Consider the following 24,966-nt stretch of genomic DNA (forward strand, 5'->3'; position numbering starts at 1 on the left):
AGGGCCTGCCCAACGGCCTCCTCCTCCGCGCGCCAGCGCGCGACTGCTTCCCGCGCCTGCCGGAGGGCGTTGCGCTCCTCTTCCACGCGCTGACGGGCCTCCTCCAGCTTCCGGTGCTCCTCGTCGAAGGACGCCAGATCGGCGAGCCTGCGCTGCGCCGCCTCGTGCCGGGCCGGGTCGTAGCCCAGCGCGTCGCGGGCCTGCGCCGCCTGCGTCAGCCGCCGGCGCTCGTCCGGAGCGAAGTCGCCCGCCTGGAGACGGGTAAGGGTGCTCTCCCGACGCGGGCGGGCCTGGGCCAGCTCGTCGGCGCTGCGTTTGCCCTCTTGGATGTCGCGCTGGATGGCGGCGAGACGCCCGTCGAGGGCGCGGCGCTCCTGCGACCACTTAGCCTCGGCCTGCGCGCTCTCCCGCTTCAGCGCGTCCGCGCGCTGGCGGAGCAGGGCTATCTCCTGCTCGTTGACGCGGAAGCGGGCCTTCTTCTCCTGTCCCTGGGCGGCGTAGTCCTCCACGATATGCGCGCAGCGGTCTTCCCCCAGGTGCGTGCCGCACACGAGGCACTCCGCCTTGCCCTGCAAGCGGTCTATCCTGTCCCGCAGTTCCTGCATCTCCCGCTTGAGCTGCTCGTTGTCCTGCTGCAAGCGCGCCGCCTGCTCCAACGCCGCCTGAGACTCATCCCGCCGGGCGACGACCTCCCGTTCCGCGGGCTGCAACGCGACAAGCTGCTGCTGGCCATGGGCGGCCTGCGCCTCCAGTTGGGGCACGGCCTCGGCCAGAGGCCCCAGTCGCGCGATGTCCCGCTCCGCCTGCTGCTGCTCCGCCAGAAGCTTCTGCCGCGCCGCCTCGATCTGTCCTTCCAGGCGTATGCGGTCCTTGTCCAGCGCGTCATGCTGCTGGCGCGCCCGCACGAGGGCCTCCACGGCGACGCGGACGTCCATCATCTCCTGATAGCCTTGCTGGACCGCGTCCTGCCGCGCGAGCAGCGCATCGTACGCGCCGACGTGCCGCGTACGCTCCGCGGCATCCTTCTCGGCGCGCGCCTGCTCGTCCAGCGCCTGCCGACGGCGGCGGCGGGCGTCCTCCACCTGGCCCTTCCTCGACTGGAGGCTGCCGACCTGGGTGTGGAGGGCCGTTACCTGCGCCTGTGCCTGCTGCGCGGTCGCCTCGGCGGCGGCCAGGGATGCGGCGGCCTGCTCCGCCTCCGACTGGTGGGTTGGCCGCTGCGCCAGATCGCTCTCCATCTGGGACAGGGCGGACTCGCGGCTGCGGGCATCGGCCTCGCGCTGGCGGGCGCGCTCGCTGGCGCGCTTGGCGAGCGTGTCGTAGTAGGCCAGGCCCAGGATGTCCGCGAGCACATCCTTGCGCTCGGCGGGCCGCTGGCGGGTGAACTCGTCGGCCCGGCCCTGGGCAAGGTAGGCGCTGTTGATAAACGTGGTGTAGTCCAGCCCCACCAGCTCCAGTATCTTGCGCTGCGTCTCCGCCACGGTATTGCCACCCGTGCTCCGCCATGCGGAGCCGTCGGACGCTGCCTGAAGGTCGAGCAAGGTCGCGCCTGACCGGCGGCCCGGCCTGGACTTGCTGCGCTTGCGGACGACCCGGTGGCGGTCGCCGCGCGCCTCGAACTCCAGGTCCACCTCCATGTCCGTCTCACCCATGTGAACAAGGTCGTCGTCGGACTTGGCGCGGCACTCGCCCCAGAGCGCCCAGGTGATGGCGTCCAGAATGGCGGACTTGCCGTGCCCGTTCGGCCCGCACAGGCAGGCGACATGCAGCCCCTCGAAGCTGAGCGGCTCCGGCGGGTTGGTGTAGCACATGAAGTTGCGCAGGGTGAGGCGCAGGGGAATCATAGGACAGACAGGTCGGGCTTTTCCAGCGTGATGGCCTTGCCGCGCTCCGGCACGATAACCTTCCGCCCATGCAGCTTGTCCTGGAACAGCTTGGGCTGCTCTGTATGGACGGGGATGACTAGCTTCGGGTCCATGATGTTGATGAGCCGCACCAGCTCGTCGCCGGAGATGTGGCCGGAGGCGTGCAGGCCCTCGTCCTCCGGGCGCGGCTTGCGCGTGACCGGGTCCGGCACGCCCGCGTGCGTCAGCCCGAAGCGCTCCAGCCACGCCTTCAGGCGCGTGATGTCCATGACCATCTCCTCGGAGTACGCCTCGCTGGACGAGTAGATGTACAGTCCGCCCGGCGCGGGCTTGATGTCAATCAGGTTGTTCATATCGAAGTAGCTGAAGCACAGGATGTAGTCGTGCTGCGCGTCGTGAATCTGTCGCGGCGTGACCATCCTGCCGCGCGCGGCGTACGCTTCGACCAGATTGCGCTCCCACAGCAGCTTGCTGCCTTTCGACTCGTCGTACACCAGCAGCGCATCGTCCTCGATGGGATCGGCGACATCGCTCGGGATGACGCGGCTCACCGCGTCCAGCACGTAGGCGTCCCGCGACAGCACGACGAGCCTGCGCCCGCAGTCGCGCGCGATCTGGCGGAAGGCCAGCAGGCGCTCCAGGTTGCGCGGGCCGAAGTCGGCGATGACGAGCCGCCCGTGCGCAGCCCGCACGCGCTCCAGGGCGCGCTGGTGCACCACCTCCTCGGTCACGTCGTCCGCGGGCCTGTCAATGCGCGTGCCCTCGCAGACGAGGACGGCGGGCCGCAGCGCCGCGACCGCCTCCGCGAAGCGCTGGGTCAGGTGGCTCTTCGTGCCGTGCAGGCGGATGTCGCCCGTGTACACGACCCAGCCTATGCCGGTCTCGACGGCGTAGGCGGCGGAACCGAAGATGGAGTGGTCCACGGGGAAGTAGCGCAGCGGCAGGCCGCCGACGCTTTCGGCGACGCCGAGAGGCCGGGAGCGGAACGTCTTCCTGTCGGACGGGATGCCGCCCCAGAAGCTCGTCAGCGCGGGCGAGATCTCCTCGCCGCGCGGCACGAGGAAGGGGCGCTGCACGACCTCTCCGCCCGTGGTGGTGAGCAGCCCCGTTTTAGCGCTCACCGCGCGTTGTGTGGCATAGCACGTCTCCTTGTCGAATCCCCCCGGTGCGGAGTCCTGCACCGCCTTGGCGATGGCGATGGCTAGCGGCCGCGCGACGACCGGGATGTCCGGGCGCAGGAAGGAGATGTGTCCGCTGTGGTCCAGGTGCGCGTGAGAGAGGAGCACGGCGTCCACGTTGGCGTCGCTGCGCGCGTGGGACGGAGTCCAACTCCAGACGTCGTCGCTGTCCAGCGCCATGTCCTCGCGGTAGATGCCGCGCAGGGGGGGCAGGATGTCCAGCGCGAGGAAGTCCAAGAGGCCGCGAGGAGAGCGCGGCTGCATATACTCCTCGAAGTACTGCGACAGGAGGTGATAGTTCGTGCCGAAGTCGAAGAAGAGGCGGGCGCCGTCCGCCTCCAGCATGATCTTGTTGCCGCCCACCACGCCCGCGCCGTCGTACACCGTGATGCGCACGTCCGTCCCTGGCCTCTCACTCGAATCTGGCGCTATTGTAGCATAGCGGGCCTGAGAAGATGACGCATGGTAGTGTACCGCACGGCCTGAAGCAGACGCGCCTCCCATGCTACAATGATGGCGCAGTCTGGGACTTCATCGAGGACTCATGTTTGACACACTGACAGACAAGCTGACCGCCGTCTTCAAAAAGCTGACGAACCGAGGCCGCCTCACCGAAAAGGACGTGGACGAGGCGCTCCGAGAGGTCCGCATGGCCCTCCTGGAGGCCGACGTCAACTTCAAGGTGGTGCGCGACTTCGTGGCGAAGGTGCGCGAGCGGTGCGTGGGCGTGGACGTCCTGGCGGGTCTGAACCCGGCCCAGCACGTCATCAAGGCTGTCCACGAGCAGATGATCGCCATGCTCTCCGGCGGCGACCGCCGGATGGTGGCGGCCAGCCAGCCTCCCACGGTGGTCATGCTGCTCGGCCTGCAAGGCTCCGGCAAGACGACCACCGCCGCGAAGCTGGCGCTCCACCTGAAGCGCCAGGGCGGCAAGCCCCTGCTCGTCGCCGCCGACACGCGACGCCCCGCAGCCGTGGAGCAACTTGTCGCGCTGGGTAAGCAGCTCGACCTGCCCGTGTACGAGGAAGGGACGCGCTCCCAGCCCATCGCCATCGCGCGGAACGGCCTTGCGCGGGCCAGAGAGATAGCAGCCACGTGGGTCATCCTGGACACGGGCGGGCGCCTGCACATTGACGACGAGCTGATGCAGGAGGTGGCGGACATCCGGCGGGATGTCCAGCCCCAGGAGGCGCTGCTCGTGGTGGACGCCATGACCGGCCAGGACGCCGTGCGCGTCGCCGAGGAGTTCCACAAGAAGGTCGGCCTTACGGGACTCATCCTGACCAAGCTGGACGGCGACGCCCGCGGCGGCGCGGCCCTCTCCATCACGGCGGTCACGGGCGTGCCGCTCAAGTTCATCGGTGTGGGCGAAAAGGCCGACGCCCTGGAGCCTTTCCACCCCGACCGCATGGCCTCGCGCATCCTGGGCATGGGCGACATGCTCACCCTCATCGAGAAGGCCCAGGAAGTCATGGACACGAAGAAGACCCAGGAACTCCAGAAGAAAATGGCCAAGGCCAAAATGGACCTGGAGGACTTCCTGGACCAGATGCGGCAGGTCCGCAAGATGGGGCCTCTCTCCCAGGTGCTGGGCATGATCCCCGGCTTTTCCGCGGTGAGCAAGCGCCTGCCCACGGACGAGACGGGCGACAAGCAGTTGGCGAAGGTGGAGGCGGTCATCCTGTCCATGACGCCGAATGAACGCCACAACCCCGACGTCATTGACGGCTCGCGGCGGCGGCGCATCGCGAAGGGCAGCGGGACGACCGTCCAGGATGTCAACCAGATACTGAACCAGTTCCGCCAGATACAGAAGCTGATGAAGGACATGGCCTCCGGCAAGAAGATGCCCGGCCTTCCGTTTGGCAGACGGTAGAGCGCGCCGTCCGCCCGCGGGAGATTCCTCGTCCTTCCCCGGAAGGATGAGGAATGACATCAGTATTGGGTCACCCTGAACGCGGTGAAGGGTCCAGGTCAGTTTCAACAGACCTAAATTCTTCGCTTCACTCAGAATGACCGGGGACGCCGCAATCATCGGTTCCTTGGGGGTGACCCCCAGTGTTTTCTGCCGTCCCCCTTCTCGCCGGGAAGGGAGACACAGGGGAATGGCCAAACTTCACAGCGGGAGGGCGCCATGACCGTCATCTACACAGGGCCCGACCTGGAGGTCCGCAAGCTCGTCCTGGGGCCGTACGCCAACAACGCCTACGTCGTCGTGTCGCCCCGCACGCGAGAGAGCGTGCTCATTGACGCGCCCGCCGAGCCGGAGAAGTTCCTGGCCGAAGCCGCCGGCACCACCATCCGCGCCATCCTCATCACCCACTGCCACGCCGACCACCTCCTGGGGCTGCCGAAGCTCAAGGCGGCCACACGCGCGCCCGTGTATGTCCATCCCGCGGGCGCCGACAAGCTACCGGCGCCCCCCGACCACACGTATGTCCACGGCGACTCCTTCGCTTTCGGCGACGTGACGCTGCGGGTCATCCACACCCCCGGCCATACTCCGGAAGAGGTCTGCCTCCTCTACGAGCGGCACCTGTTCGTCGGCGATACGCTGTTCCCCGGCGGGCCGGGCCGGACCGCCACGCCGGAGGCATTCCGCCAGTCGTGCCGCTCCATCAAGGAGCGCCTCCTGCCGCTGCCGCCGGAGACCGTGGTGTACCCCGGCCACGGCGACAACACCACCATCGCGCAGGCGCGGGAAGAGGTGCGCGCCTTCGACGGCAGACCGCACAAACCGGACCTCTGCGGCGACGTACTCTGGCTTAAGAGCTAGTGCAGCGCCTCTAACGCTTCGTTACAGGGTTCCTGTCCGGAGTTTTCGACAGGGGGGAGTCCAGAGGGGGAGTCACCCCCTTTGACCGGGGCGCTGGGGGCGTCCCCCAGTATTTTCTTCCCCTGGACAGGAAGGGGGCCATGGGAATGGTCCCGTGGGTGAAGGACCAGGACGCTAGAGGGGAATCAATATTGCAGAGCCTTGGGTAGTGTATCAGTTTGCCGTGGTAGGGAATGGGACTCTACCCGTCACACCGGCGAATGTCGGTGTCCAGAGACGTGCGTGGGGAGACGCTCTGATGGATTCCGGCTTTCGCCGGAATGACGACGACCTAACTGATACACTGCCGAGCCTTGCGGGTAACGAGCTTGCGGAGGCACTCTATCAAGGCGAGGGAGCTAGACGCGGCGCGCCGCGCCCTTGCGGACGCAGTCCCGCACCTGGCGCAGGCCCTCCAGGATGGCGGGGCCGGGCTGGAGGATGTCGGGCGAGGGTATCTCGTACAGTTGCCCGTTCCGCACGGCGGCAACCTGGTCCCACCCGGGGCGCTCCGTGATGACGCTCCACACCACCTTCTTGCTGCACCAGGAGGCGAGTATCACGTCCGGGTTGCGGCGCACGACCTCCTGAGGGTCCACCACCCGCTGCGCGGCGAGGCTGCACGCGCGCATCTCTGGGAAGACGTCCCGGCCTCCCGCAAGCTCGATAAGCTCGCTCACCCAGCTTATGCCACTGATGAGGGGTTGGTGCCACTCCTCGAAGTAGACCCCGGGGTGAAACGACAGGCGGGAGGCCTCATCCGCGGCGGCCTCGAATGCGAGACGCATCTCCTCGGCCAGGCGGCGGGCCTCCGCCTCGCGGCCCACGACGGCGCCCAGAAGCAGGCAGATGTTCAGGATGTCCCGCAGGCTGCGCTGGTTGAGGGCCAGCACCTGGATGCCCCGTGCAATAAGCTCTTTGGCGGGCTCGGCCTGGAGGTCTGAGAACGATATGACCAGGTCCGGCCCCAGGGCCAGCACCTTCTCCACGTTGACGCTGGTGAACCCGCCCACCGTCGGCTTCTGACGCACCTCGGGAGGCCGCTTGGCGACGCCGGACACGCCCACCACAAGGTCGCCCGCGCCCATGCGGTACAGGAACTCGGCGGTCTCACCGGTCAGGCAGACGATGCGTTGGGGGAGGCCCGTGTCGCGAAAGGACGGAAGGGCCGCCGCGCTCTTCGTCACGCCCGGCCCTCTTCCCGAAAGCGGTAGCCCACGTTGCGCACCGTCTCGATGAAGACGTGGCCCCGGTCCTCGATTTTGCTGCGCAGCCGCCGGACATGCACGTCCACCGTCCGGGTGCCGCCGTAGTAGTCGTAGCCCCACACCTTGTTGAGCAGGACATCACGGGTGAACACCTTGCCCGGGTGGGTGGACAGGAACTTCAGGAGCTGGTACTCCTTGAACGTGAGGATAATGCGTCGCGTGTTCACCGCGACCTCGTAGCGCGCCAGGTCAATGACCAGGTCCCCCGCGCGAATCGTGTCCTGCCCGCCAGTCGTGCCAGTCTGCCAGAGGTTCTTACGGATGCGGGCCAGCACTTCAGGGGTCTTGAAGGGAGCGAGGACAAAGTCGTCGGCGCCAATCGTGATGTCGTAGCTGTTGGCTTGCTCCGCGGGCACCAGGGCGATGACAGGGACGCCGCTCGCCTCCTTCACCTCTCCGATGAACGCCCTCGCGCGCCGCTCATCGGCGAGGCCCAGGTCCAGCAGAACGAGGTCCGGCTCCTCTTGCGAGAGCGTCTCGATCACCTGACTGAGGTCAGTCGCCTCCAGAGCCACGTGGCCGGCCATGCGGATGGCCTCCGTGAGGGGGTGCGGCTCTGCCGCGACAATGAATATCTTGCCCATGTTATGTGCTGTCTCTCCGCCCTCTGCTAACGAGCTAGTAGTATAGCAGAACACACGGAAATGCGCGGACAGGTTGTGAAGAAAAGCGCAAGCGGCAGGCTACCAGGAAACGACGCGGTCGTGCTCGAACATCATCCGGACAATAGCGTCGTAGTCCACGGTGGGGTAGGCGCAATGCCCGCCCCTGGCGCGGACGTCGTCGGCGCAGGCGGAGACGGGGCCGGGAAACGCGGGCCGGGCCAGCACGGCGTCGTGGAGGAGCATCAGCGCCACATCATGGCCCTGCTCCCGCTGGGCGCACGCGGTCTCAACAGCGCGGGCGTCGTCCAGAGAGCGGAGGATGTGCAGAATGCGCATGGCCTAGAACACAATCACGGCGTCGGCTGCGGCGACTTCCTCGGCCACCTGCCGCGCGGGAATCACCTGCACGCCAGGAAGGATGTCGGCGGCGGGGATGCCGTAGCGCTCCAGGGACTCGCGCTCCACCAGCACCCGGTGCTTCAGGAACCGCAGCATCTCGATGTGCTTCTTGATGGTGGGGGCCTCAATAGCCTCCGGCGCCAGAGGGACGCTCAGCCACGCCGCCTGGTCCAGCAGGAGCACGGTGATGTCCAACGGTGCGAGGACCAGCCCGACGCTCTGACGCAGGCCTTCCGAAGCCATGACGGAGTTCAAGGGAGTGCGCCGCACCACGACGGCCACCCGCTTGTGCGGCTTCTTGTCAGCCAAGGACGATCACCCGGTCCGCCCAATAGACCGTTTCCGCCCAGTCGTTCTGGCCGCCGAAGAGGATTCCCTCCGTCCGAGGCACGCCCCATGAGTGCGCGTTGTAGGCGCAGATGGCTACGGGGCGGTCAGGCACGGAGAGGTCTTTGAGCTGGGCAAGCTGGAAGACAGCGTGGTCCATGGCGAAGATTCTGACCTCGTGCCCCTGGCGGCGCGCAGCCTCCACCAGCTTGCGCAGGGTGCGCAAGTCCTCGGAGCCGGCGCCGCTGGTAATCTCTATGCCCAGCTTCATGGGTGCTGACGCTACGCCTTGCGGACCGTCACCGTCCAGTCGGTGGCGTTGACCTGCTTGACGCCCAGCACCTCATGGCCCTCACCGGAGAGGCTTCGCGGGACGTTTTCAACAGCGGGCAGGTGGTCCAGGATGACACGGAGCACCTGGCCCGACTCCAGGTCCTCGATGGCGAGCTTGGACTTGACGAAGGTGTACGGGCACACCTCGCCCTTCAGGTCAATCTCCTGGTCAATTTTCACGTCTGTTTTTGTCTGGGCCATGTGCTTCTCCTAGACGAAGAGTGTCACCTGCGCCTTGGAGGCGTACTCCAGGAAGGCGGCTGCCCCTTGCATCTCCACGCCGTCCAGCAACTCTTCCTTCTTGACTCCCATGATGCCCATGGTCGTAGTGCACGCGATGAGCCGGACGTTGAGCTGCCGCGACAGCGCCAGGAACTCGCCGATGGTGGGTATCTTCTGCTTTCGCATCATGCTGTTCATCACCCACGTGGCCGCGGCGGTCGCGCCGGGGATGGCGCCCAGGATGTTGGGCACGGGCAGGGGCGCCGCCGGGTTGCCCAGGGGCGCCACCTGCAGCCTGTTGTGCTTGCTCTTCTTCAGGATGTCCAGGCCGTAGAAGGTGAAGAAGACCCCGGCCTCCATCCCCATGGCCGCCGCCGTCGTCGCCAGGATGAGCGGCGGGTAGGCCATGTCCAGCGTCCCCTTGGACGCGACTATTGCCAGACGTTTGACATCCGTCGCTTTGTGCGACTCCGCGTGCAGCCGGTTGAAGGTCTGCGCGTCCAGGACTACCTTCTCCGCGAGTGTGGTCATGCTCCCTCCCCTTTTTGAAGCCAGTACGTGTACGTACCCTTCTCGCTCCGCGCCTCCAGCAGCTTGTGCCCCTGCGCCCGCGCGAAGGCGGGCATGTCGTCGCACGACGCGACGTCCGTTGCAATCACCTTGATGATCTGGCCCAGGCTGAGCTTGTCCAGGGCCAGGCGCGTCTTAATCACCGGCATCGGGCACAGCTCGCCCGTCACGTCCAGGACTTGGGCCTCCTGATAGGTTGTCGCCATAGTTACCCTCCCCCGATTATGCTAGGCCGCGGGCTTCTCAATGGGCGTGGCCTGGTCGTTGCCCCAGTCCTCCCAGGAGCCGTCGAAGTTGCGCACCTTGGTGTAGCCGAGCAGTTGATGGGTGAAATAGCCGTGGGCCGCCCGGACGCCGCTCTGGCAGAGCGTAATGATCTCCTTGTCTTTGGTCAAGCCCTGGGCCTCGTAGAGCTTCGCAATCTCGGCGGCGGGCTTGAAGACCGCGCCCGGGTCCGAGTTGGTCATGGCTGTCTCCCAGTTCACGTTCTTGGAGTCCGGGATATGTCCGCCACGGGCGGCGCGCACGTCCTTGCCCGCGTACTCGTCGGGTGTGCGGGTGTCGCAGACGCCTATGGCCAGGTTCTTCAGGTTCGCCAGGATGTACTCCTTAGTGGCGAGCTTGGAGCTGTCAGCCGTGGCGGTGTACTTCACCGGCGTCAGCTTCGGCACCTGCCGGGTGACATCGCGATTTTCCTTCTCCCACTTGGGATTGCCGCCATTGAGGATGCTGATCTTCTTGTGCCCATAGTAGTCTAGCACGAAGTAGGCGCGGGCCGCCGACAGGCTGCGCTGGTCGTCGTACAACACGATGCGGGCGTCGTTGCCGATGCCGGCGCTGCCCAGCAGCTCCTCCAGCTTGTCTTGGGGAGGCAGCTCGTTGGTCAGCTTGCCGACTGTCACGTTCATGGTTCCGCTGGGGATGCTGATAGCGTTGGGCAGGTGGCCCGCCGCGTACTTGTCCGCCGGGCGCACGTCCACGATGCGCAGGTCAGCGTCGTTCACGTGCTGCGCCAGCCAGCCGGTGCTCAGCAGCAACTCAGGGCGGGCGTAGCCCAGCGCCGCTATCTCCGGGTCAGCCGCGGGCGCGGCGGCCGGGGCAGGCTTCGCGGGCGCAACGGCGGCAGGAGCGGCGGGCTGAGCGGGCGCGGGCGAGCACGCCGCGACCAGCAGCGTAGCGGCCAGGCCAACCACGACCAGGGCCCTATGTGAAAGCCAGATAGGCAGCATTCTCATGGTGTTGTTCCTCCTGTTATCCATTCTCTTTATGTAGCGTTCGACTTTTGTCTAGGACGCCTGCCGGGCCAGGTGAATACACCACTCGCCCGGTCGGGTCTCCTGGATGCGCGCGGTCCACCCGAGCCGCGCCGCCTGGGTGGGAACCGTCTCCAGCGAAGGCGGATGATCGGTGATGAGCTCTATGCTCTCACCGCTCTTCGCTTTCCGCATCGCCTCCACCGCCTTGATTTGCGGGTACGGGCAGATTTCGCCCCGCACGTCAATCTTCATGCGCCTATGCCTCCTGCCATCTCCTACCGCTAGCTGATGCGGCGGATAACCTGTATGCCGATCAATGCTCCCACGGCCAGGCTGGCGCCGAAGAACCAGCCGTTGAGTCCGAGGGATGGAATAGCGGAGAAAAAGCCGCCCAGGGTGCACCCCGCCGCCAGGCCCGCGCCGTAGCCCATGAGGATGCCTCCACCGAAGGACTGCCCGTAGCGGCGCGCCTGCCGGGGCACGCGCAGCCGGAACTCACCCGCCAGGACGGAGGCCGCGAACGACCCGAGGATGATGCCCCCGTTGATCATCAGCCCCCAGGTCAGCAAGGTCGGCGACGCGTCGGTGACGGCGCAGGGTCCCACGCCTCCCGCGTGCGCCGGAGGCGGCAGGCCGATCAGGTTCAGGACCCCCTCGCTCCACCGGCCCACCTCGTTCACCACGCCCACGGGCCGCTCAAACAGGTAAAACATGACGTTCAGGCCGCCCAGGGCGACGCCGCCCACGATGGCCGGCCAGCCCTTGACGAACACGGAGCGCAGCAGCGAGCGCAGCTTCGCGGAGAAGCCAGCGGCGTCCTCCTGTGGGGACGCTGGGCGCACGATGGCGAAGGCGCTGGCGCGAGACTCTATCCATATGATGAAGCTGGCGGCAGCCGCCAGCACGAGCAAGACAAGGACCACGGCGCCGCCCCAGCCCAGGGTGGGCGGAAGCCAGACCAGCGGCTGACGGGAGATGTAGTTCTCCCACCACCAGTTCCAGGTGAAGTGGATGAAGGCCAGGCCGACCATCATGCCGCCGACCGCCACCAGCGAGCCAACGTATCCCTCGCCTATGCGGTAAAGGCTGCCGGAGGTGCACCCGCCAGCCACCACCATGCCGACGCCAAACAGCACGCCGCCCAGCAGCAGGTGCAGGCCCAGGGGCACCACGCCCGCGTTGAACGGCAGGCGGCCCGCCGCCAGGCTGGGCGTGAGGTTGTACTGAACCAGCGCGAAGCCGACGGTGGCAATAGCCAGCCCGCCCAGGACGGCCTTCATCACCCGGCCGTCCTGCAGGAGAAAGAGGTCGCGGAAGGCTGAGGCGAAGCAGAACCGGCTCCGCTGGAGTATGAACCCGAAGGTCACGCCGAAAGCCCAGAACACGGCCAGACGCGAGTCAACCGCCGCCATGGCCAAGCCAATGGCGATGAGTAAGGCTACCACCAGCGCACGAGCAACAACCCCGCGCAGGTCCGGGACCGCCTGTTTCGCCTGGCCCACTGTTACCGTCGTCAACGTTGTCTGCCTCTGTATCAACTAATTAGATTTGCATCATCTAGTCATGCTATCATTATCGTCAATAAGGAAATCGCGCTAGGCAACTAATCGTATTGCACCAGCCCGATGTCCCTCCTGATTTTTCCTCCGCCGAATAAAAAACCCCACGGCTCAAAGCTCGTGGGGCGCATTGCTCTGTATCCGCGGGGCGTACGCCCCGGCACGGGACGCCGCGCTACCGCTCAGCCCCTATGTGCCACGTACAGGCGCACATCACACATATCATAACTTCTGGTAGTATAGGTTGAAATCGGGCGCAATGTCAAGCGGAGTGCAAGCGACGCCCCGCCTGGCGTCAGGCGCAAGTGACTATGTGAAAGGGGTTGCCGATGCCGCAGCGGAAAAAGCGCGAGATGACGTCCTTTGAGGAGGTCTCCCACTTCTTTGACCAGGCCGCTGACCAACTGAATATCAAGGACGAACTGCGGGACATCATGCGCAGCTCGTACCGCGAGGTGCGCGTGCAGTTGCCCGTTCGCATGGACGATGGCTCCATCAAGGTCTTCGTGGGCTACCGCATCCAGCACAACGGCGCGCGGGGACCGTACAAAGGGGGATTGCGCTATCATCCGGAGGCGGACCTGGACGAGGTGCGCGCCCTGGCCGCGCTGATGACCTGGAAGACGGCCGTCGTCGGCCTGCCCTACGGCGGCTCCAAGGGCGGCGTCCAATGTGATCCCGCGTCGCTGAGCCAGATGGAGCTGAACAAGCTGACGCGCCGGTACACTCAGAGCATCGCCCACATCCTGGGGCCGAGCCGGGACATTCCCGCTCCTGACCTGGGAACGAACGCGCAGGTCATGGCCTGGATGATGGACGCCTACGGCCAGCTCCACGGGTACACCCCCGCGGTCGTCACGGGCAAGCCGGTCGAGCTGGGCGGCTCCTACGGTCGGGACGCGGCGACGGGCCGCGGCCTGGTCTACGTGCTGGCTGAGGCGGCGCACGCGCTCAAGATGGACCTCAAGGGCGCCAGGGTGGCAGTCCAAGGCTTCGGCAACGTCGGCTCGTGGACGGCGCGGCTCATCGGCGAGCTGGGCTGCAAGGTCATCGCGGTCAGTGATGTGAAGAGCGGCGTGGTGAACGAGCGCGGGCTGGACATATCGCGCCTCATGGACCACAACAAGCAGGCGGGGACTCTCGCGGGCTTCCGCGGGGGCGAAGCGCTCACCAACGATGAGCTTCTGGCCCTGAACTGCGACTTGCTCATTCCCGCGGCCATTGGCAACGTCCTGCACGCGGGCAACGCGGGAAAGGTGCAGGCCAAGGTCGTGGTGGAGGGCGCCAACCATCCCACGACCCATGACGCGGACGACATTCTCGAGGACCGGGGCGTCATGGTGCTGCCGGACATCCTGGTCAACGCGGGCGGAGTGACGGTCTCCTACTTTGAGTGGACGCAGAATATCCAGGAGTTCCGCTGGGAAGAGGACAGGGTCAACCACGAACTGCAGAAGGTGATGAGCAGGGCCTTCTGGAACGTCTGGGAGAGGGCGCAGTTCGCCCATGTGCCGCTGCGGTTGGCGGCCTTCATGGTGGGCGTGGAGCGCGTCGCACGCGCCATCGAGCTGCGCGGCTTCGTCGTGTAAGGGGCTTCTGGAGCCGTTTGCAGAGGCCTGTTTGGGGAGAGCCTGAGCAGGCTCTCCCCACTCCCTTCGCAATGGAGAGGGGAGACAAGGGGTGAGGGTTTCGCGACAGCTACCGGACCGGCTCCAGCACGACCACCTGGGTCTGCTGAGGCACGTTGCTGGCGGTGACGGAGAGACGGGCCAGAGGTTGCACGTTCGCGAGTCCCATCGCCTTCAGGAACCGCTCCAGCGGCTCCAGGTTGACCTTCGTGTCGGTGGTCGGATAGTGCATCGGCACCACCAGCTTGGGCTCCAGCGCGCCGATGACCTCCGCGGCCGTGGACGCGTTGATGGTGCAGACGCCGCCGACAGGCACGAGCAACACGTCAATGGCGCCAAGGTCGGCGATCTCCTTGGACGAGAGCGTGTGGCCCAGGTCGCCCAGGTGGCACACCCGAACATCGTCCATCTCAATGAGATAGACGATGTTCTTGCCCAGATCCTTCCCTTTGACTGCGTCGTGGTAGGTGGGGATACCCATCACCAGAACGTGGGCGACCTCATACTCGCCCGGCCCGCGAATGGTGCGCACCGCGCCAGCCACCGCCGCCACGTTGTTATGGTGGGGATGGTCGTTGCTGACCGTCACGAGGGTCGCCTCGATCTTGCCCAACGACCGGCCCAGAGTGTCCGCGTACGGGTCGGTGATGACGGACGCTTCCTTCCCCTTCAGGCGGAAGCAGGAGTGTCCCAGCCACGTAATCTCCATATTGTTTTACTTGTGGCCCAGGAGCGCCCACGCGGAAGGCAGGACGCCCGCCGCGATGAGCAGCTTGATGGCGTCACCGGGGAGGAAGGGCAGCACGCCGAGCGCCAGGGCCTTGTCCAGGCCCAGAGCCGCGCCGCTGGTCGGGCTGAGCACGAAGGCGAGCTGCGGCACGCCGAAGAGGTAGATGATGGCGGTGCCGATGAGCATGGCGAGGGCCGCGGTCCACACCGTGCGGTCCCAGCCGCGCTCAGTGAGGAAGCCCACCAGGAAGGCGGCGGCCAGGAAGCCCCAGATGTAGCCGCCGGAGGGCCCCAGCAGGATGGGCAGGCCGGCCCGTCCCGCGGAGAAGACCGGCAGGCCCGCGGCGCCCTCGGCGATGTACGCGAGGAGCGCCAAGGCCCCGCGCTTGCTGCCCAGGACGGCGCCGGTCAGGAGCACGGCCAGGGTCTGCGCGGTGATGGGGACGGGCGTGAACGGCAGGAAGACGGCGATTCTGGCGGAAAGGGCAATCAGCGCGCTGAAGCCAACGACCAGGAGCACGTCCCGGAGCAACGCCCGGGAGATGGTGAGGTTGCGCCCCGGGACCAGCGCCTCGACAAGGGTGGCCGGGCGGAGTTGGTTCTGCATGAGTTCCTCCTGTGCACAGTCGGTCTAGAATTCGCCCGTGCGCGTGACGTGACCGGTAGATTGACGGCGGGGCGTCGCCGCTTTAACGCTCATGTTGACGACGGCGCGGGCGGCGGGTTCCACCGGATCCCCATGGCGGCGTACGTCAGGCCCGCTCCGAAGGCGAGGAACAGCACGTTGTCGCCGGGCTTCAGGCGTCCCTCGTCCACCGCGTCGCAGATAGCGATGGGAATGGTGGCCGAAGAGGTGTTGCCGTACCGCTCAATGTTGCAATAGACCTTCTCCGGAGGCGCTCCCAGCGCCCTGCCGGTCGCATCCAGAATGCGCTTGTTGGCCTGGTGCGGGATGACAAGCTGGACATCCGAGAGCGTCCAGTTCATCTTCCCCATCAGCTCCTGTCCCGCCTTGGCCATGACACGGACCGCGTTTTTGAAGACCTCCGGCCCCTGCATCACGGTGAAGTACTCGCCGGGCGGCCCCGCCTGCTCGGCCACGTCGAACGGCCCTCTGACGAAGAGGACGTCGGCGTGATCGCTGTCGCAGCCGAGGACAAAGTTGAAAGGGCCGTCCTTCGCCTCGGGTGACGCCTGGACGATCACCGCCCCCGCGCCGTCGCCGAAGAGGACGCACACCCGCCGGTCCGTCTGGTCAATGACGCGGCTCAGTATCTCGCTGCCGATGACCAGGATGGTCCGGAAGGCGCCGCTCTTGATGAAGTTATAGGCCGTGGCGAGGCCGTAAACGAAGCCCGGGCAGGCAGCCTGCAGGTCAAACGTCGCGGCGCGCTTCGCACCAATCTTGCGCTGGACGATGGATGCAGTTGCGGGGCTGGTCTTGTCCGGGGTCATCGTGGCCAGAATGATGAGGTCTATGTCTTCGGGGGAGATGCCCGCGCGCTTGATGGCCATACGCGCGGCCTCCGCGCCGAGGACGGATGCGGACTCGTCGGGGCCGGCCCAGTACCGTTTGCGAATGCCCGTCCGCTCCACAATCCACTCACTGGTGGTCTCCACCATCCGCTCCATGTCGGCGTTGGTGAGGCCTCTGGCGGGAACAGCCTTCCCCCAGCCAATGATGCGTGGCCCCATTCTTCCTCCGTTGTCCATAGTCGCGCGCAGCCGTTTCTCCCTTGCGACAAACGATTTTCAGTATAGCAAGAGTCGCTCACACGGTCAACCTGCGTTGTTCCCACGCGCATCGCCTCGCCAAAAGCGTGCGGGCATCCTGGGCCGCTCCGCTTGACACTCCCAAGGCGCTGGCCTATGATGGGCCAAACGACCCCATAGGAGTTTCCTATGGGCTTGAGATATGTCAGTATGCGCACCGACGCCCTGGATGTGTTCCCCGAGGCCACCTCGGTAGCTCCCTCCGGCCATCTGGTCATCGGCGGCTGTGACACCGTGGAGATGGCGCGGCGCTTCGGCACGCCCCTGTACGTCTTCGACGAGCGGACACTGCGCGGCATGTGCCGCGCCTTCGTCGGCGAGTTCGGGCGGCGTCATCCTCAGAGCCAGGTGCTCTACGCCAGCAAGGCGTACATCAATCCGGCGCTGGCCCGCATCTTTCAGGAGGAGGGCCTGGGGCTGGACGTAGTGTCCGCCGGAGAGATGGCCATCGCGCGGGCGGCCGGCTTTCCGCTGGAGCGCGTGTACTTCCACGGCAACAACAAAGGCCCGGAGGAGTTGAAGCTGGCCCTGGAGTGGGGGATAGGACGCGTGGTGGTGGACAATTTCCATGAGCTTGACCTGCTTGACCGCCTGGCGCGGGAAGCGGGCAAGGTGCAGGACGTGCTCGTCCGCGTCTCCCCTGGCGTTGACCCGCATACGCACGCGCACACCACGACGGGCATCCTGGACAGTAAGTTCGGGATGTCCATCCAGACTGGCCAGGCGGAGGAGGCCGTCGCGCGGGCGCGGAAGGCGAAGGGGCTTCGTCTGATGGGCCTGCACTACCACCTGGGTTCTCCCATCTTTGAGCTGGAGCCTTACGCCCAGGGGATGAAGGTCGTGCTGGAGTTCGCCGCAGCCATGCGCCAGCGCCACGGGCTGGAGATGAGGGAGCTGAGTCCCGGCGGCGGCTTCGCCGTCCAGTACACGCGCCAGGCGCCACCCGCCGTGGGGCAGTACGCGGAAACCATCGTCAGCGCGCTGCGCCAGGGCTGCGACGCCCACAACCTGCCGTTGCCGCGCCTGGTGCTAGAGCCGGGGCGGGCCATCGTCGGGCGGGCGGGCGTAGCCCTGTACACGGTGGGCGCGCGAAAGGACATTCCCGGCGTACGCACCTACGTGTCCGTGGACGGCGGCATGGGCGACAACATCCGACCCGCCATCTACAGCTCCGAGTACGAGGCGCTGGTGGCGAACAAGGCGGGAGCGGCCCCCGCGGAGAAGGTCACCATCGCGGGGAAGTACTGCGAGTCCGGCGACATCCTGCTAAAAGATATCGTGCTGCCACCGCTGGAGCCGGGCGACGTGCTGGCGGTGCCCGCGTCCGGGGCGTACTGTCTGTCCATGGCCAGCAACTATAACGCGAGCCTCAAGCCGGCCATCGTGCTGGTGAAGGACGGCCAGGCCAGGCTTATCCGCAGGCGGGAGACCTTTGACGACCTCCTGCGCTGCGACGTGTACTAGGAGGAGCTATCGTGGGGTGGGGCCTGGTGGGCCATCGGGAGGCTGTTGTCCAGCTCAGCCGCGCGCTGGCGACGGGACGCCTGGCGCACGCCTACCTCTTCGTGGGGCCGAAAGGCGTGGGCAAGGGTACGCTGGCCCGCGCTCTGGCCCAGGCCGTGAACTGCTCCGCCGCGGAGCCGCCCTGCGGCGAGTGCGCGTCGTGCAGGCGCATTGGCGCGGGCAAGCACGCCGACGTGCGCGTCCTGGCCATAGGGGTGAAGGATGTCAAGGAGCGCGCGGAACGCAAAGAGCGCACAGAGATCGGTTTTGAGCAGGTGGAGGAGTTGCAGCGCCTGGCCGCCTTGCGGCCCTTCGAGGGCACATACAGGGTATTCATCGTGGACGGCGCGGAGCGCTTGTCGGCGCCAGCGGCGAACCGTCTGCTGAAGACGCTGGAGGAGCCGCCGCCCCAGGTGCTGCTCATCTTGCTGACGGCGAACGAGCGGGAGCTTCTGCCCACGCTCTTCTCCCGCTGCCAGCCTATCCGGCTGCGGGCGCTGGCGGAGGCGGACGTGCAGGCGGCGCTGCGGGAGCGGGGCATGGCGGACGAGGAGGCCCGGCGCGTCGCGCGGCTGGCTCAGGGACGCATCGGCTGGGCGCTCGCGGTCGCCGCCGACGGGGCGCTGCTCCAGAAGCGGGAGGAGCGGCTGGACCAGGTGTTCGGGCTGACGGAGGCGGATAGAGAGCAACGGTTCGCCTTCGCAACCGAGATGGAGACTCTGTTCAGGCGCAACCGGGAGGAGGGACGGGCAGTCCTGGAGCTGTGGCGGGAGTGGTGGAGGGACCTGTTGCTGTGGAAAACGGGCATGGGCGAGTGGGCGACAAACCTGGACAGGCACACGGCGGCAGAGGCCCAGGCTGCGCGTCTGGAGTTGGGCGAGATCGCCGCGACGTTGCGACGGCTTGACGAGACAGCCGCCGCGCTTGAGGCCAACGTGACGCCCCGCCTGGCCCTGGACGTGCTGATGCTAGCCATGCCCCGCGTGGACGCCGGGACTGCGGGCCAGCAGGTGCGCGCCCCCGAGACAGTCCAGAGCGAGGCCTGATGAGCTTGCGGCGGTGCGTGGGCGATATACTGATGGAAACGTCCGAGGCTGCGTTCATAGTAGCCAGAAAGGGACGGTAGACCTGTGACCCAACCATCCGCGGGCACTCAGCAGAAGGTTGTGGGCGTCCGCTTCAAGAAAGCGGCCAAGATGGCCTATTTCGACCCGGCGGGCCTGGACCTTCGCGCGGGGGACATGGTCGTGGCGGAGACGGCTCGCGGTCTGGAGGTGGGGTGGGTGGCCATCCTCCCTGACCAGGTGTTGTTCAGCGAGCTGAAGGAGCTGCTGAAGCCGGTCGCGCGCAAGGCGACCGCTGAAGACCTGGCCCGGCGGGACGAACTGCAAAAAAAAGCATCCGAGGCCTTTGGCATCTGCAAGTCAAAGGCCTCGGAGATGGGCCTGCCGATGAAGATGCTGGGGGCTGAGTACACCCTTGACGAGTCGCGGCTGACATTCTATTTCACGTCCGATACCCGTGTGGACTTCCGCAGTCTTCTCAAGGAGATCAACACCCGTTTTACGTCCCGGGTGGACCTCCGGCAGGTGGGCGCACGGGACTGCACGAAAGTCATCGGGGGCGTCGGCGTCTGCGGGCGGGAGCTCTGCTGCTCATCCTGGCTGATCGATTTCAATCCCGTCTCGATGAAGATGGCCAAGGAGCAGGGCCTGCCTCTGAATCCGGGCAATCTGGCGGGCGCCTGCGGCAGGCTGCGCTGCTGCCTGCGCTACGAGTACGAGACCTACCGGCAGATCAATCAGCAGTTCCCCAAGATGGGCGAGCGGGTGACGACGCCGCAGGGCGTGGGCGTCGTCGTGGTGGGGCACCCTGTCAAAGAGACCGTCTCCGTCCGTTTCCATGAACAGGACAAAGACACTGTCGTTGAGGTACCCCTGGGCCAGATCAAGCGGAGCAACATGGTGGTCGAGCGGGACGACCGGCCGCTCCGGCCCTGCGGCGGTGGAGGGCCTTGCGCCAAGGCCCCTGAGCAGGGCAAACCGGAGTAGCATTCTGGCGGCGGAGACGTCGCCGTGATACGCTAAGACGCGTGAGTCCCAAGATTAAGGCGGCCCTGGCGCTCGCGGGCGCCGTTGCATTCGTGGCCCTGTCCGTGATGGCGTATGCCTCGCCCGCGCTCCCCGGCGACGTGGCGCTGACGCACCTGGCGCAGGGCTGGCGCCCGTCAGCCCTTGATGGAGTCCTCCGTAGCGTCAGCCTCATCGGGTACGGGCCTGTGGCGCTGGCGATTACGCTCCTGGTGGCGGGGGGCCTGTACGTGGTCGGACGCCGCTGGGACGCCGTGTTCGCCGCGGCTACCCTTCTGGCGGACGCGGCGGGCGTCGTCGTCAAGATGGTCATTGCCCGTCCGCGCCCTGAGACGGCTCTCGTGCAGGACTACGACAAGCTGCTGCCCTTCAGCTTCCCCAGCGGCCACGCCACGCACGCCTTCGCCTTTTACGGCTTCCTGTTTTTCGTCGTCGCGGCGTTGCCGGGCAGCATAGCCTGGCGTCGCGGCGCGCAGGTGGCGCTGGTCCTGCTCATTGCCCTGACCGGACTCTCACGGGTGTACCTGGGCGCGCACTGGCCCAGCGACGTGGCGGGCGGCTTTCTCCTGGGCGCGCTGGCGCTGGGCGGGCTGCTGGCATTGCGCCAGCGGATAGCTGGTTCGCGCGTCAGTTAGAGCGCCGCTCGGGGCTACGCTTGTGCAACCGACCCCCCGACCCTCTCCGGCTTGATTTTGAGAATGAGCCTCACCTCGCTGGACCGGCGGAATGGGTAAGTGTCCTTGCCCAGGTACTTCTTGGCCATCTTGTCAATGTGGGCGTCCGCGCCCGCAGTGATGATATCCACGACCTTGCCCCGGACCTGCAAAGTGACGTAGTTGTCGGCGGCGTCCACCACGGAGAGCGCGACATGCGGATTGCGCCGCACGTTCCTGGTCTTGAGCCTACCCTCCGCGGTGTTGACCAAGACGTACTCGCCGTCCGTGTCCACCCACACGGGGGTAACTTGGGGCAAGCCGTCCTTCATCAGCGTCACCACGTGGGCCAGTACGGGTTTCTTCAGCAGATCAATCGCCTTTTTTGAGAGTGTGGTTGCCACGGTGTCAGGCCTCCTTTGGGCTGTTTGAATGGTGTCCGCCACCGGGGCGAACACGTCCACCAACGCTAAGACTATTCTAAAGATAGCATAAAGCAATGCTGCGGACAAGGTCCAAAGCGTGGCGTTCCTGGAGACAGAAGAGAAACAGTGGCAGACTTGCCCGCTCATGCCGCGGCGCACACGCCCCACCACGGGAGACTGAATTCGTCGGTTATCCTGCGAGCGGCCTTCGCCGCTTACAGGGCGGGCTTCAGGACGACCGTCTCCGCCGCTCCGGGCAGGCGCTCCTTCGTGAACTCAACCTCGCTGCCGTCCACCGTTCGGACGTTCGAGCGTGCTTTCAAAAAGGCTCCGGCGTCGCTGATGGGATAGCCGCAGCGGGCGGTGCGGAAATGCATGGGCACAGTCACCCTGGCCTTCAGCGCGTCAGCCACCTGGGACGCGGTATGCCCCTCGATGGTGTAGGTGCCGCCCACGGGCGTCAGCAGGATGTCCACCGCGCCGACCTCCTGGCGCTGTTTCTCATCCAACGCATGGCCCAGGTCACCAAGGTGAGCGATGCGCACGCCGTCCACCGTGATGCAAAAGATGGTGACGGGGCCTCTCTGCCTGCCCTGAACGGTATCGTGAAACGCGGCGACACCTTTGATGACCACACCTCGGATCGTCTTGCTGCCCGGCCCTCTGACGACCTGGGGATTGCCCTTTATCCCGCTCGCGTTGTTGTGATCCCCGTGCTCGTGGCTGACCGTCACGATGTCCGCCGACTCCGCGATGGGCGCATAGGTCAGCGGGCCGCCCGACATGTAGGGGTCCGTGATAATCCGTGTTCCATCGGCGGCGGTGATGAGAAAGGACGCATGCCCCAGCCATCTGAGTTTCATCGGCGACACCTCCTGGCGCGTGATTCAGGCGGAAGCCTGGCGGTCACGCCACGACTATAGCACGCTGAAAGCGGCCAGCCAAGAGAACACTTGTGCAAGGCCTGTTCCTTCCTGATTGGCGCTAAAGGTAAGTCCAAACGCAACATCAGCGACAATCAAGCGGAACCCCCGCTGCTCAGCCCTTGACTTACATTGTATAATTCGGCTAACTTCCTGTTTGCCGGCATCTTCGTGGTCTCCCGGAGTTGACACCCAGCGTTCTGGACCTCTATTGATGCGGAAGCATGGGCATAGCGACTCGTGTGTTCTGGAGACTGGTCATCATCGTCAACGCTCCCCGCTCTTGCTACGCCGCTCTGGCGCAGCCCTGCTCTGAGTGACGGAAGAAAACAGACCTCAAAGGAGGATTTGACATGCAGCAGAAGGTGTCGCAGCCCAAGGGAGTAGAGGGCCTCATCACCGACGAAGCCATTGAGGCGGCGAGGCGGCGCATCGGCATTGAGATGCCCCAGGACCGGCCTGGCTGGGAGTATGCGGACATAGACCCCATCCGCAACTACTCGGAGGGAATCGGCGACCTCAACCCGCTGTACCGGGACGTGGAGTACGCCCGGAAGACGCGATGGGGAGACCTCATCGCGCACCCGACCATGATGACGCAGATGGGCATTGCCAACAAGAAGAAGCTCACGCCTGAGGAACGGGAGCGCGGACAGGGCGGCGGCCTCGCCGGCGTGCACTCGTTCTACTCGGGAGATGATATCGAGTGGTTCCGCCCGGTCCGTCGCGGCGACCGCCTCACGGTGCGCGGCGGCATGGCGAAGGTGGAGCCAAAGGGCAGCCGGATGACCGGCACGCGCTCTGTTCATATGACCACCGACCGCGTATACCACAACCAGAACGGCGAGCTTGTCGGCGCGCGCCACACGCTGCAGATCCGGGTGGAGCGTCACAACGCGCGAGAGGCGGGGAAATACAAGGACATCCAGACCCAGACATACACCCCCGAGGACATGGCGCGTATTGACGCCGACTACGCCAAAGAGGAGATCCGCGGCGCCAACCCCCGCTATTGGGAGGACGTGACGGTGGGACAGGAGCTGACGCCCGTGGTGAAGGGGCCGTGGACGGCGACGGCGTACATCGTGTTCTGCGAAGGCACCGGACACCGCAACGAGTTCCACAGGGCACACAGCAGCGCCTACCAGTACCGCAAGCGCCACCCGAACGCCTTCCCGCTGACCAAGTACGGTTTCCCTGACGTCATCATGCGCGTGCACTGGGAGCATGAGATGGCGCGGGAGACCGGCCTGCCGGCGTACTACGACTACGGCGGTGAGCGGATTGCATGGCTATCCCACGCTGTGACCGACTGGATGGGAGACGACGGCTTTTTGCGATGGCTGCACGTTGAACTCCGCCGTTTCTGCTTCTACGGCGACACGATGTGGATAAAGGGGCGCGTCGCGAACAAGTACGTCGAGGAGGGGGAGCACGTCGTCGAGCTTGACCTCTGGGCGGAGAACCAGCGCGGCGAGTTGACCGCGCCAGGCAAGGCGAAGGTGCTGCTGCCCTCGCGGACCGCCGGGCCGGTCAAAATTCCTACGCGCATCCCAAGCGATGTCTCACCTTATGCCTAGCCCGTTCCCTAAAACACAGTGGAGTCCCGCCAGCCTGTGACAGGCTGGCGGGATGCGGCCCCTCACGCCTGACCGAAGGAGTGTATCACCATGCCTGAATCACGGCTCACCGACGAGGCCATTGCGCACCTGCTGAAGAGGAAAGGCAAGTACAGGGCCATCGCTCCGTGGAACAAGGTCGCCAGCGAAGACGCCATCCGGCACTTCTCCCGGGCCATCGGCGATGACAATCCCCTGTGGAACGACCCCGCGTACGCCGCGGGGACGCGCTGGGGGGGCATCGTCGCGCCGCCGGCCTACCTGGAGACGACCCGTCGCGGCGGCGGACTGCCCATGGGCCTGCCGGGCGTGGCGGGCGTGCAGATATGGGACGACTACGAGTGGTTCCGGCCGGTGCGCGCGGGCGACGTCATCGTCCGGAAGGCTGGCCTGAAGGACTTCATCGAGCGCTCCAGCGAGCACGCGGGACGCGCCTTCGACCAGATCAACGAGTCTCCGCATATCAACCAGCGCGGAGAGGTTATCGCCGTCCACCTGGGCGCGGTCCGCCGGTTCGAAAAGGGGAAGACGAAAGGCTCGTCAGGAGGGCGACGGTACGAGGGCTGGAAACGGTGGGTTTACAGCCCGGACGACCTGCGCCACATTGACGAAGGGTACGCCGCGGAGGTGCAGCGCGGACGCGAGCCGCGGTACTGGGAGGACACGCAGATCGGCGAGGAGCTTCCGCCGATGGTCAAAGGCCCGTTCACGGTGACGGAAGTGATCGCCTGGTACTGCGGGGCGGGAGCGCCGCTGGCGCTGGCGAGCCGGTTGCGGTGGAAGTATTTCAAGGATCACCCGGGCGCCAACATACCGGACCCGGAAACCAACACTCCTGACGTGCCCGAGCGCATCCACTGGGAAACGACAATGGGCCGGGCGTTCGGCGCGCCCGACCTCTTCGACGTGGGCGCTCAGCGGGTCGCATGGCTAACCCACATGATGACCAACTGGATTGGGGACGACGGGTTCCTCCGCCGCGTGAAAGGCGAGTCGCGGCGCTTCAACCTGCACGGCGACACCTGCTGGATACGAGGAAAGGTGGTCGGGAAACGCAGAGCGGGTGATGAGAACCTCGTGGACTGCGAGCTCTGGATAAAAAATCAGCGCGGCGAGCTTCTGATGCCCGGCACGACCACCGCCAGCCTGCCCTCACGTGAGCGCGGGCCGGTCATGCTGCCGCCGCTGCCCAAGCTGCCGCCCGGAGCCGCCGACTAGCGGAGTGG

At 66.1% G+C, this 24,966-nt stretch carries 27 protein-coding genes; 9 read left to right on the forward strand and 18 right to left on the reverse strand.

Annotation, left to right across the window (positions count from 1 at the left end; genetic code table 11):
- Both Q7T26_03100 and Q7T26_03105 read right to left on the reverse strand, forming a co-directional pair.
- The coding region (locus tag Q7T26_03100) for an SMC family ATPase (protein MDO8531144.1) at window positions 1-1,844 on the reverse strand (1,844 nt) is incomplete at its 3' end.
- Window positions 1,841-3,439, reverse strand: coding sequence for an MBL fold metallo-hydrolase RNA specificity domain-containing protein (locus Q7T26_03105; protein ID MDO8531145.1), 1,599 nt, complete (start codon window positions 3,437-3,439; stop codon window positions 1,841-1,843). The genes Q7T26_03100 and Q7T26_03105, both read right to left, overlap by 4 nt.
- A 148-nt stretch (window positions 3,440-3,587) precedes the next feature.
- Between Q7T26_03105 and ffh the strand changes: the two genes are divergently transcribed.
- Both ffh and Q7T26_03115 read left to right on the forward strand, forming a co-directional pair.
- Entirely contained in the window at window positions 3,588-4,919 is a 1,332-nt protein-coding gene (gene ffh / locus Q7T26_03110; GenBank protein MDO8531146.1) for a signal recognition particle protein, read from the forward strand.
- Between the two features lie 258 nt (window positions 4,920-5,177).
- Entirely contained in the window at window positions 5,178-5,819 is a 642-nt protein-coding gene (locus Q7T26_03115) for an MBL fold metallo-hydrolase (GenBank protein ID MDO8531147.1), read from the forward strand.
- Between the two features lie 398 nt (window positions 5,820-6,217).
- Here the strand turns inward: Q7T26_03115 and Q7T26_03120 are convergent, their stop codons facing one another.
- The 11 genes from Q7T26_03120 to Q7T26_03170 form a co-directional block, all read right to left on the reverse strand.
- A complete protein-coding gene (locus Q7T26_03120) occupies window positions 6,218-7,045 on the reverse strand; it encodes a cobalamin-binding protein (GenBank protein ID MDO8531148.1) in 828 nt (275 codons plus the stop codon).
- Complete coding sequence (locus Q7T26_03125; GenBank protein ID MDO8531149.1) at window positions 7,042-7,710, reverse strand: response regulator transcription factor; 669 nt, start codon at window positions 7,708-7,710, stop codon at window positions 7,042-7,044. Before Q7T26_03125 ends, Q7T26_03120 begins: the two co-directional genes overlap by 4 nt.
- 99 nt (window positions 7,711-7,809) lie before the next feature.
- A complete protein-coding gene (locus Q7T26_03130; protein ID MDO8531150.1) occupies window positions 7,810-8,067 on the reverse strand; it encodes a hypothetical protein in 258 nt (85 codons plus the stop codon).
- Between the two features lie 3 nt (window positions 8,068-8,070).
- Complete coding sequence (locus Q7T26_03135; protein MDO8531151.1) at window positions 8,071-8,439, reverse strand: DsrE family protein; 369 nt, start codon at window positions 8,437-8,439, stop codon at window positions 8,071-8,073.
- Window positions 8,432-8,728 (reverse strand): hypothetical protein, encoded by a 297-nt coding sequence (locus tag Q7T26_03140; GenBank protein ID MDO8531152.1) that lies wholly within the window; start codon window positions 8,726-8,728, stop codon window positions 8,432-8,434. The genes Q7T26_03135 and Q7T26_03140 overlap by 8 nt, the downstream gene beginning before the upstream one ends.
- 11 nt (window positions 8,729-8,739) lie before the next feature.
- Window positions 8,740-8,991 (reverse strand): sulfurtransferase TusA family protein, encoded by a 252-nt coding sequence (locus Q7T26_03145; GenBank protein MDO8531153.1) that lies wholly within the window; start codon window positions 8,989-8,991, stop codon window positions 8,740-8,742.
- Window positions 8,992-9,000: 9 nt separating this feature from the next.
- Window positions 9,001-9,543: a DsrE/DsrF/DrsH-like family protein gene (locus Q7T26_03150; protein ID MDO8531154.1), complete on the reverse strand. Its 543-nt coding sequence runs from the start codon at window positions 9,541-9,543 to the stop codon at window positions 9,001-9,003.
- Window positions 9,540-9,788 (reverse strand): sulfurtransferase TusA family protein, encoded by a 249-nt coding sequence (locus Q7T26_03155; protein ID MDO8531155.1) that lies wholly within the window; start codon window positions 9,786-9,788, stop codon window positions 9,540-9,542. The genes Q7T26_03150 and Q7T26_03155 overlap by 4 nt, the downstream gene beginning before the upstream one ends.
- A 21-nt stretch (window positions 9,789-9,809) precedes the next feature.
- Window positions 9,810-10,817: a sulfurtransferase gene (locus Q7T26_03160; GenBank protein MDO8531156.1), complete on the reverse strand. Its 1,008-nt coding sequence runs from the start codon at window positions 10,815-10,817 to the stop codon at window positions 9,810-9,812.
- Between the two features lie 51 nt (window positions 10,818-10,868).
- Window positions 10,869-11,090 carry a sulfurtransferase TusA family protein gene (locus Q7T26_03165; protein ID MDO8531157.1) on the reverse strand — a complete coding sequence of 74 codons (222 nt, stop codon included), beginning with the start codon at window positions 11,088-11,090 and terminating at the stop codon, window positions 10,869-10,871.
- A gap of 29 nt (window positions 11,091-11,119) precedes the next feature.
- Window positions 11,120-12,355: a YeeE/YedE family protein gene (locus Q7T26_03170; GenBank protein ID MDO8531158.1), complete on the reverse strand. Its 1,236-nt coding sequence runs from the start codon at window positions 12,353-12,355 to the stop codon at window positions 11,120-11,122.
- 395 nt (window positions 12,356-12,750) lie between these two features.
- Here Q7T26_03170 and Q7T26_03175 point away from each other — a divergent pair, with 395 nt between their 5' ends.
- On the forward strand, window positions 12,751-13,986 hold the full coding sequence (locus Q7T26_03175; GenBank protein MDO8531159.1) for a Glu/Leu/Phe/Val dehydrogenase dimerization domain-containing protein: 1,236 nt from the start codon (window positions 12,751-12,753) through the stop codon (window positions 13,984-13,986).
- A gap of 109 nt (window positions 13,987-14,095) precedes the next feature.
- Here the strand turns inward: Q7T26_03175 and Q7T26_03180 are convergent, their stop codons facing one another.
- The 3 genes from Q7T26_03180 to Q7T26_03190 all read right to left on the reverse strand — a co-directional run bounded on the left by Q7T26_03180 (window position 14,096) and on the right by Q7T26_03190 (window position 16,449).
- A complete protein-coding gene (locus Q7T26_03180; protein ID MDO8531160.1) occupies window positions 14,096-14,734 on the reverse strand; it encodes an MBL fold metallo-hydrolase in 639 nt (212 codons plus the stop codon).
- A 6-nt stretch (window positions 14,735-14,740) separates the two neighbouring features.
- Window positions 14,741-15,361, reverse strand: coding sequence for a biotin transporter BioY (locus Q7T26_03185; GenBank protein ID MDO8531161.1), 621 nt, complete (start codon window positions 15,359-15,361; stop codon window positions 14,741-14,743).
- Between the two features lie 89 nt (window positions 15,362-15,450).
- Window positions 15,451-16,449, reverse strand: a complete 999-nt coding sequence (locus Q7T26_03190; protein ID MDO8531162.1) for a beta-ketoacyl-ACP synthase III — start codon at window positions 16,447-16,449, stop codon at window positions 15,451-15,453.
- A 207-nt stretch (window positions 16,450-16,656) separates the two neighbouring features.
- Here Q7T26_03190 and lysA point away from each other — a divergent pair, with 207 nt between their 5' ends.
- From lysA to Q7T26_03210, 4 genes are all read left to right on the forward strand, one after another.
- Window positions 16,657-17,991: a diaminopimelate decarboxylase gene (gene lysA / locus Q7T26_03195; protein MDO8531163.1), complete on the forward strand. Its 1,335-nt coding sequence runs from the start codon at window positions 16,657-16,659 to the stop codon at window positions 17,989-17,991.
- Window positions 17,992-18,002: 11 nt separating this feature from the next.
- The gene (gene holB, locus Q7T26_03200) at window positions 18,003-19,076 is read left to right on the forward strand and encodes a DNA polymerase III subunit delta' (protein MDO8531164.1); all 1,074 of its coding nucleotides are present in this window, start codon (window positions 18,003-18,005) and stop codon (window positions 19,074-19,076) included.
- An 84-nt stretch (window positions 19,077-19,160) separates the two neighbouring features.
- On the forward strand, window positions 19,161-20,081 hold the full coding sequence (ricT, locus tag Q7T26_03205; GenBank protein MDO8531165.1) for a regulatory iron-sulfur-containing complex subunit RicT: 921 nt from the start codon (window positions 19,161-19,163) through the stop codon (window positions 20,079-20,081).
- 41 nt (window positions 20,082-20,122) lie between these two features.
- Window positions 20,123-20,755: a phosphatase PAP2 family protein gene (locus tag Q7T26_03210; protein MDO8531166.1), complete on the forward strand. Its 633-nt coding sequence runs from the start codon at window positions 20,123-20,125 to the stop codon at window positions 20,753-20,755.
- A 14-nt stretch (window positions 20,756-20,769) separates the two neighbouring features.
- On the opposite strand, the gene Q7T26_03215 is transcribed toward Q7T26_03210, so the two are convergent.
- A complete protein-coding gene (locus Q7T26_03215; protein MDO8531167.1) occupies window positions 20,770-21,177 on the reverse strand; it encodes a PPOX class F420-dependent oxidoreductase in 408 nt (135 codons plus the stop codon).
- 236 nt (window positions 21,178-21,413) lie between these two features.
- Window positions 21,414-22,061 (reverse strand): MBL fold metallo-hydrolase, encoded by a 648-nt coding sequence (locus Q7T26_03220; protein MDO8531168.1) that lies wholly within the window; start codon window positions 22,059-22,061, stop codon window positions 21,414-21,416.
- Between the two features lie 413 nt (window positions 22,062-22,474).
- Between Q7T26_03220 and Q7T26_03225 the strand changes: the two genes are divergently transcribed.
- The gene (locus tag Q7T26_03225) at window positions 22,475-23,701 is read left to right on the forward strand and encodes a MaoC family dehydratase N-terminal domain-containing protein (protein MDO8531169.1); all 1,227 of its coding nucleotides are present in this window, start codon (window positions 22,475-22,477) and stop codon (window positions 23,699-23,701) included.
- 90 nt (window positions 23,702-23,791) lie between these two features.
- The gene (locus Q7T26_03230; protein MDO8531170.1) at window positions 23,792-24,958 is read left to right on the forward strand and encodes a MaoC family dehydratase N-terminal domain-containing protein; all 1,167 of its coding nucleotides are present in this window, start codon (window positions 23,792-23,794) and stop codon (window positions 24,956-24,958) included.
- The last annotated feature ends 8 nt before the right edge of the window (window positions 24,959-24,966 follow it).

This window comes from Dehalococcoidia bacterium (assembly GCA_030648205.1).
Classification (GTDB): Bacteria; Chloroflexota; Dehalococcoidia; order JAUSIH01; family JAUSIH01; genus JAUSIH01.

What these genes read in the sequence shown, in the direction of transcription:
- ffh (MDO8531146.1), top strand. Translation starts at nt 3,588, where the DNA reads ATGTTTGACACACTGACAGACAAGCTGACCGCCGTCTTCAAAAAGCTG.
- Q7T26_03115 (MDO8531147.1), top strand. Translation starts at nt 5,178, where the DNA reads ATGACCGTCATCTACACAGGGCCCGACCTGGAGGTCCGCAAGCTCGTC.
- Q7T26_03125 (MDO8531149.1), bottom strand. Translation starts at nt 7,710, where the DNA reads ATGGGCAAGATATTCATTGTCGCGGCAGAGCCGCACCCCCTCACGGAG.
- Q7T26_03130 (MDO8531150.1), bottom strand. Translation starts at nt 8,067, where the DNA reads ATGCGCATTCTGCACATCCTCCGCTCTCTGGACGACGCCCGCGCTGTT.
- Q7T26_03140 (MDO8531152.1), bottom strand. Translation starts at nt 8,728, where the DNA reads ATGAAGCTGGGCATAGAGATTACCAGCGGCGCCGGCTCCGAGGACTTG.
- Q7T26_03145 (MDO8531153.1), bottom strand. Translation starts at nt 8,991, where the DNA reads ATGGCCCAGACAAAAACAGACGTGAAAATTGACCAGGAGATTGACCTG.
- Q7T26_03150 (MDO8531154.1), bottom strand. Translation starts at nt 9,543, where the DNA reads ATGACCACACTCGCGGAGAAGGTAGTCCTGGACGCGCAGACCTTCAAC.
- Q7T26_03155 (MDO8531155.1), bottom strand. Translation starts at nt 9,788, where the DNA reads ATGGCGACAACCTATCAGGAGGCCCAAGTCCTGGACGTGACGGGCGAG.
- Q7T26_03160 (MDO8531156.1), bottom strand. Translation starts at nt 10,817, where the DNA reads ATGAGAATGCTGCCTATCTGGCTTTCACATAGGGCCCTGGTCGTGGTT.
- Q7T26_03165 (MDO8531157.1), bottom strand. Translation starts at nt 11,090, where the DNA reads ATGAAGATTGACGTGCGGGGCGAAATCTGCCCGTACCCGCAAATCAAG.
- Q7T26_03175 (MDO8531159.1), top strand. Translation starts at nt 12,751, where the DNA reads ATGACGTCCTTTGAGGAGGTCTCCCACTTCTTTGACCAGGCCGCTGAC.
- Q7T26_03180 (MDO8531160.1), bottom strand. Translation starts at nt 14,734, where the DNA reads ATGGAGATTACGTGGCTGGGACACTCCTGCTTCCGCCTGAAGGGGAAG.
- Q7T26_03185 (MDO8531161.1), bottom strand. Translation starts at nt 15,361, where the DNA reads ATGCAGAACCAACTCCGCCCGGCCACCCTTGTCGAGGCGCTGGTCCCG.
- Q7T26_03190 (MDO8531162.1), bottom strand. Translation starts at nt 16,449, where the DNA reads ATGGGGCCACGCATCATTGGCTGGGGGAAGGCTGTTCCCGCCAGAGGC.
- lysA (MDO8531163.1), top strand. Translation starts at nt 16,657, where the DNA reads ATGGGCTTGAGATATGTCAGTATGCGCACCGACGCCCTGGATGTGTTC.
- Q7T26_03220 (MDO8531168.1), bottom strand. Translation starts at nt 22,061, where the DNA reads ATGAAACTCAGATGGCTGGGGCATGCGTCCTTTCTCATCACCGCCGCC.
- Q7T26_03225 (MDO8531169.1), top strand. Translation starts at nt 22,475, where the DNA reads ATGCAGCAGAAGGTGTCGCAGCCCAAGGGAGTAGAGGGCCTCATCACC.
- Q7T26_03230 (MDO8531170.1), top strand. Translation starts at nt 23,792, where the DNA reads ATGCCTGAATCACGGCTCACCGACGAGGCCATTGCGCACCTGCTGAAG.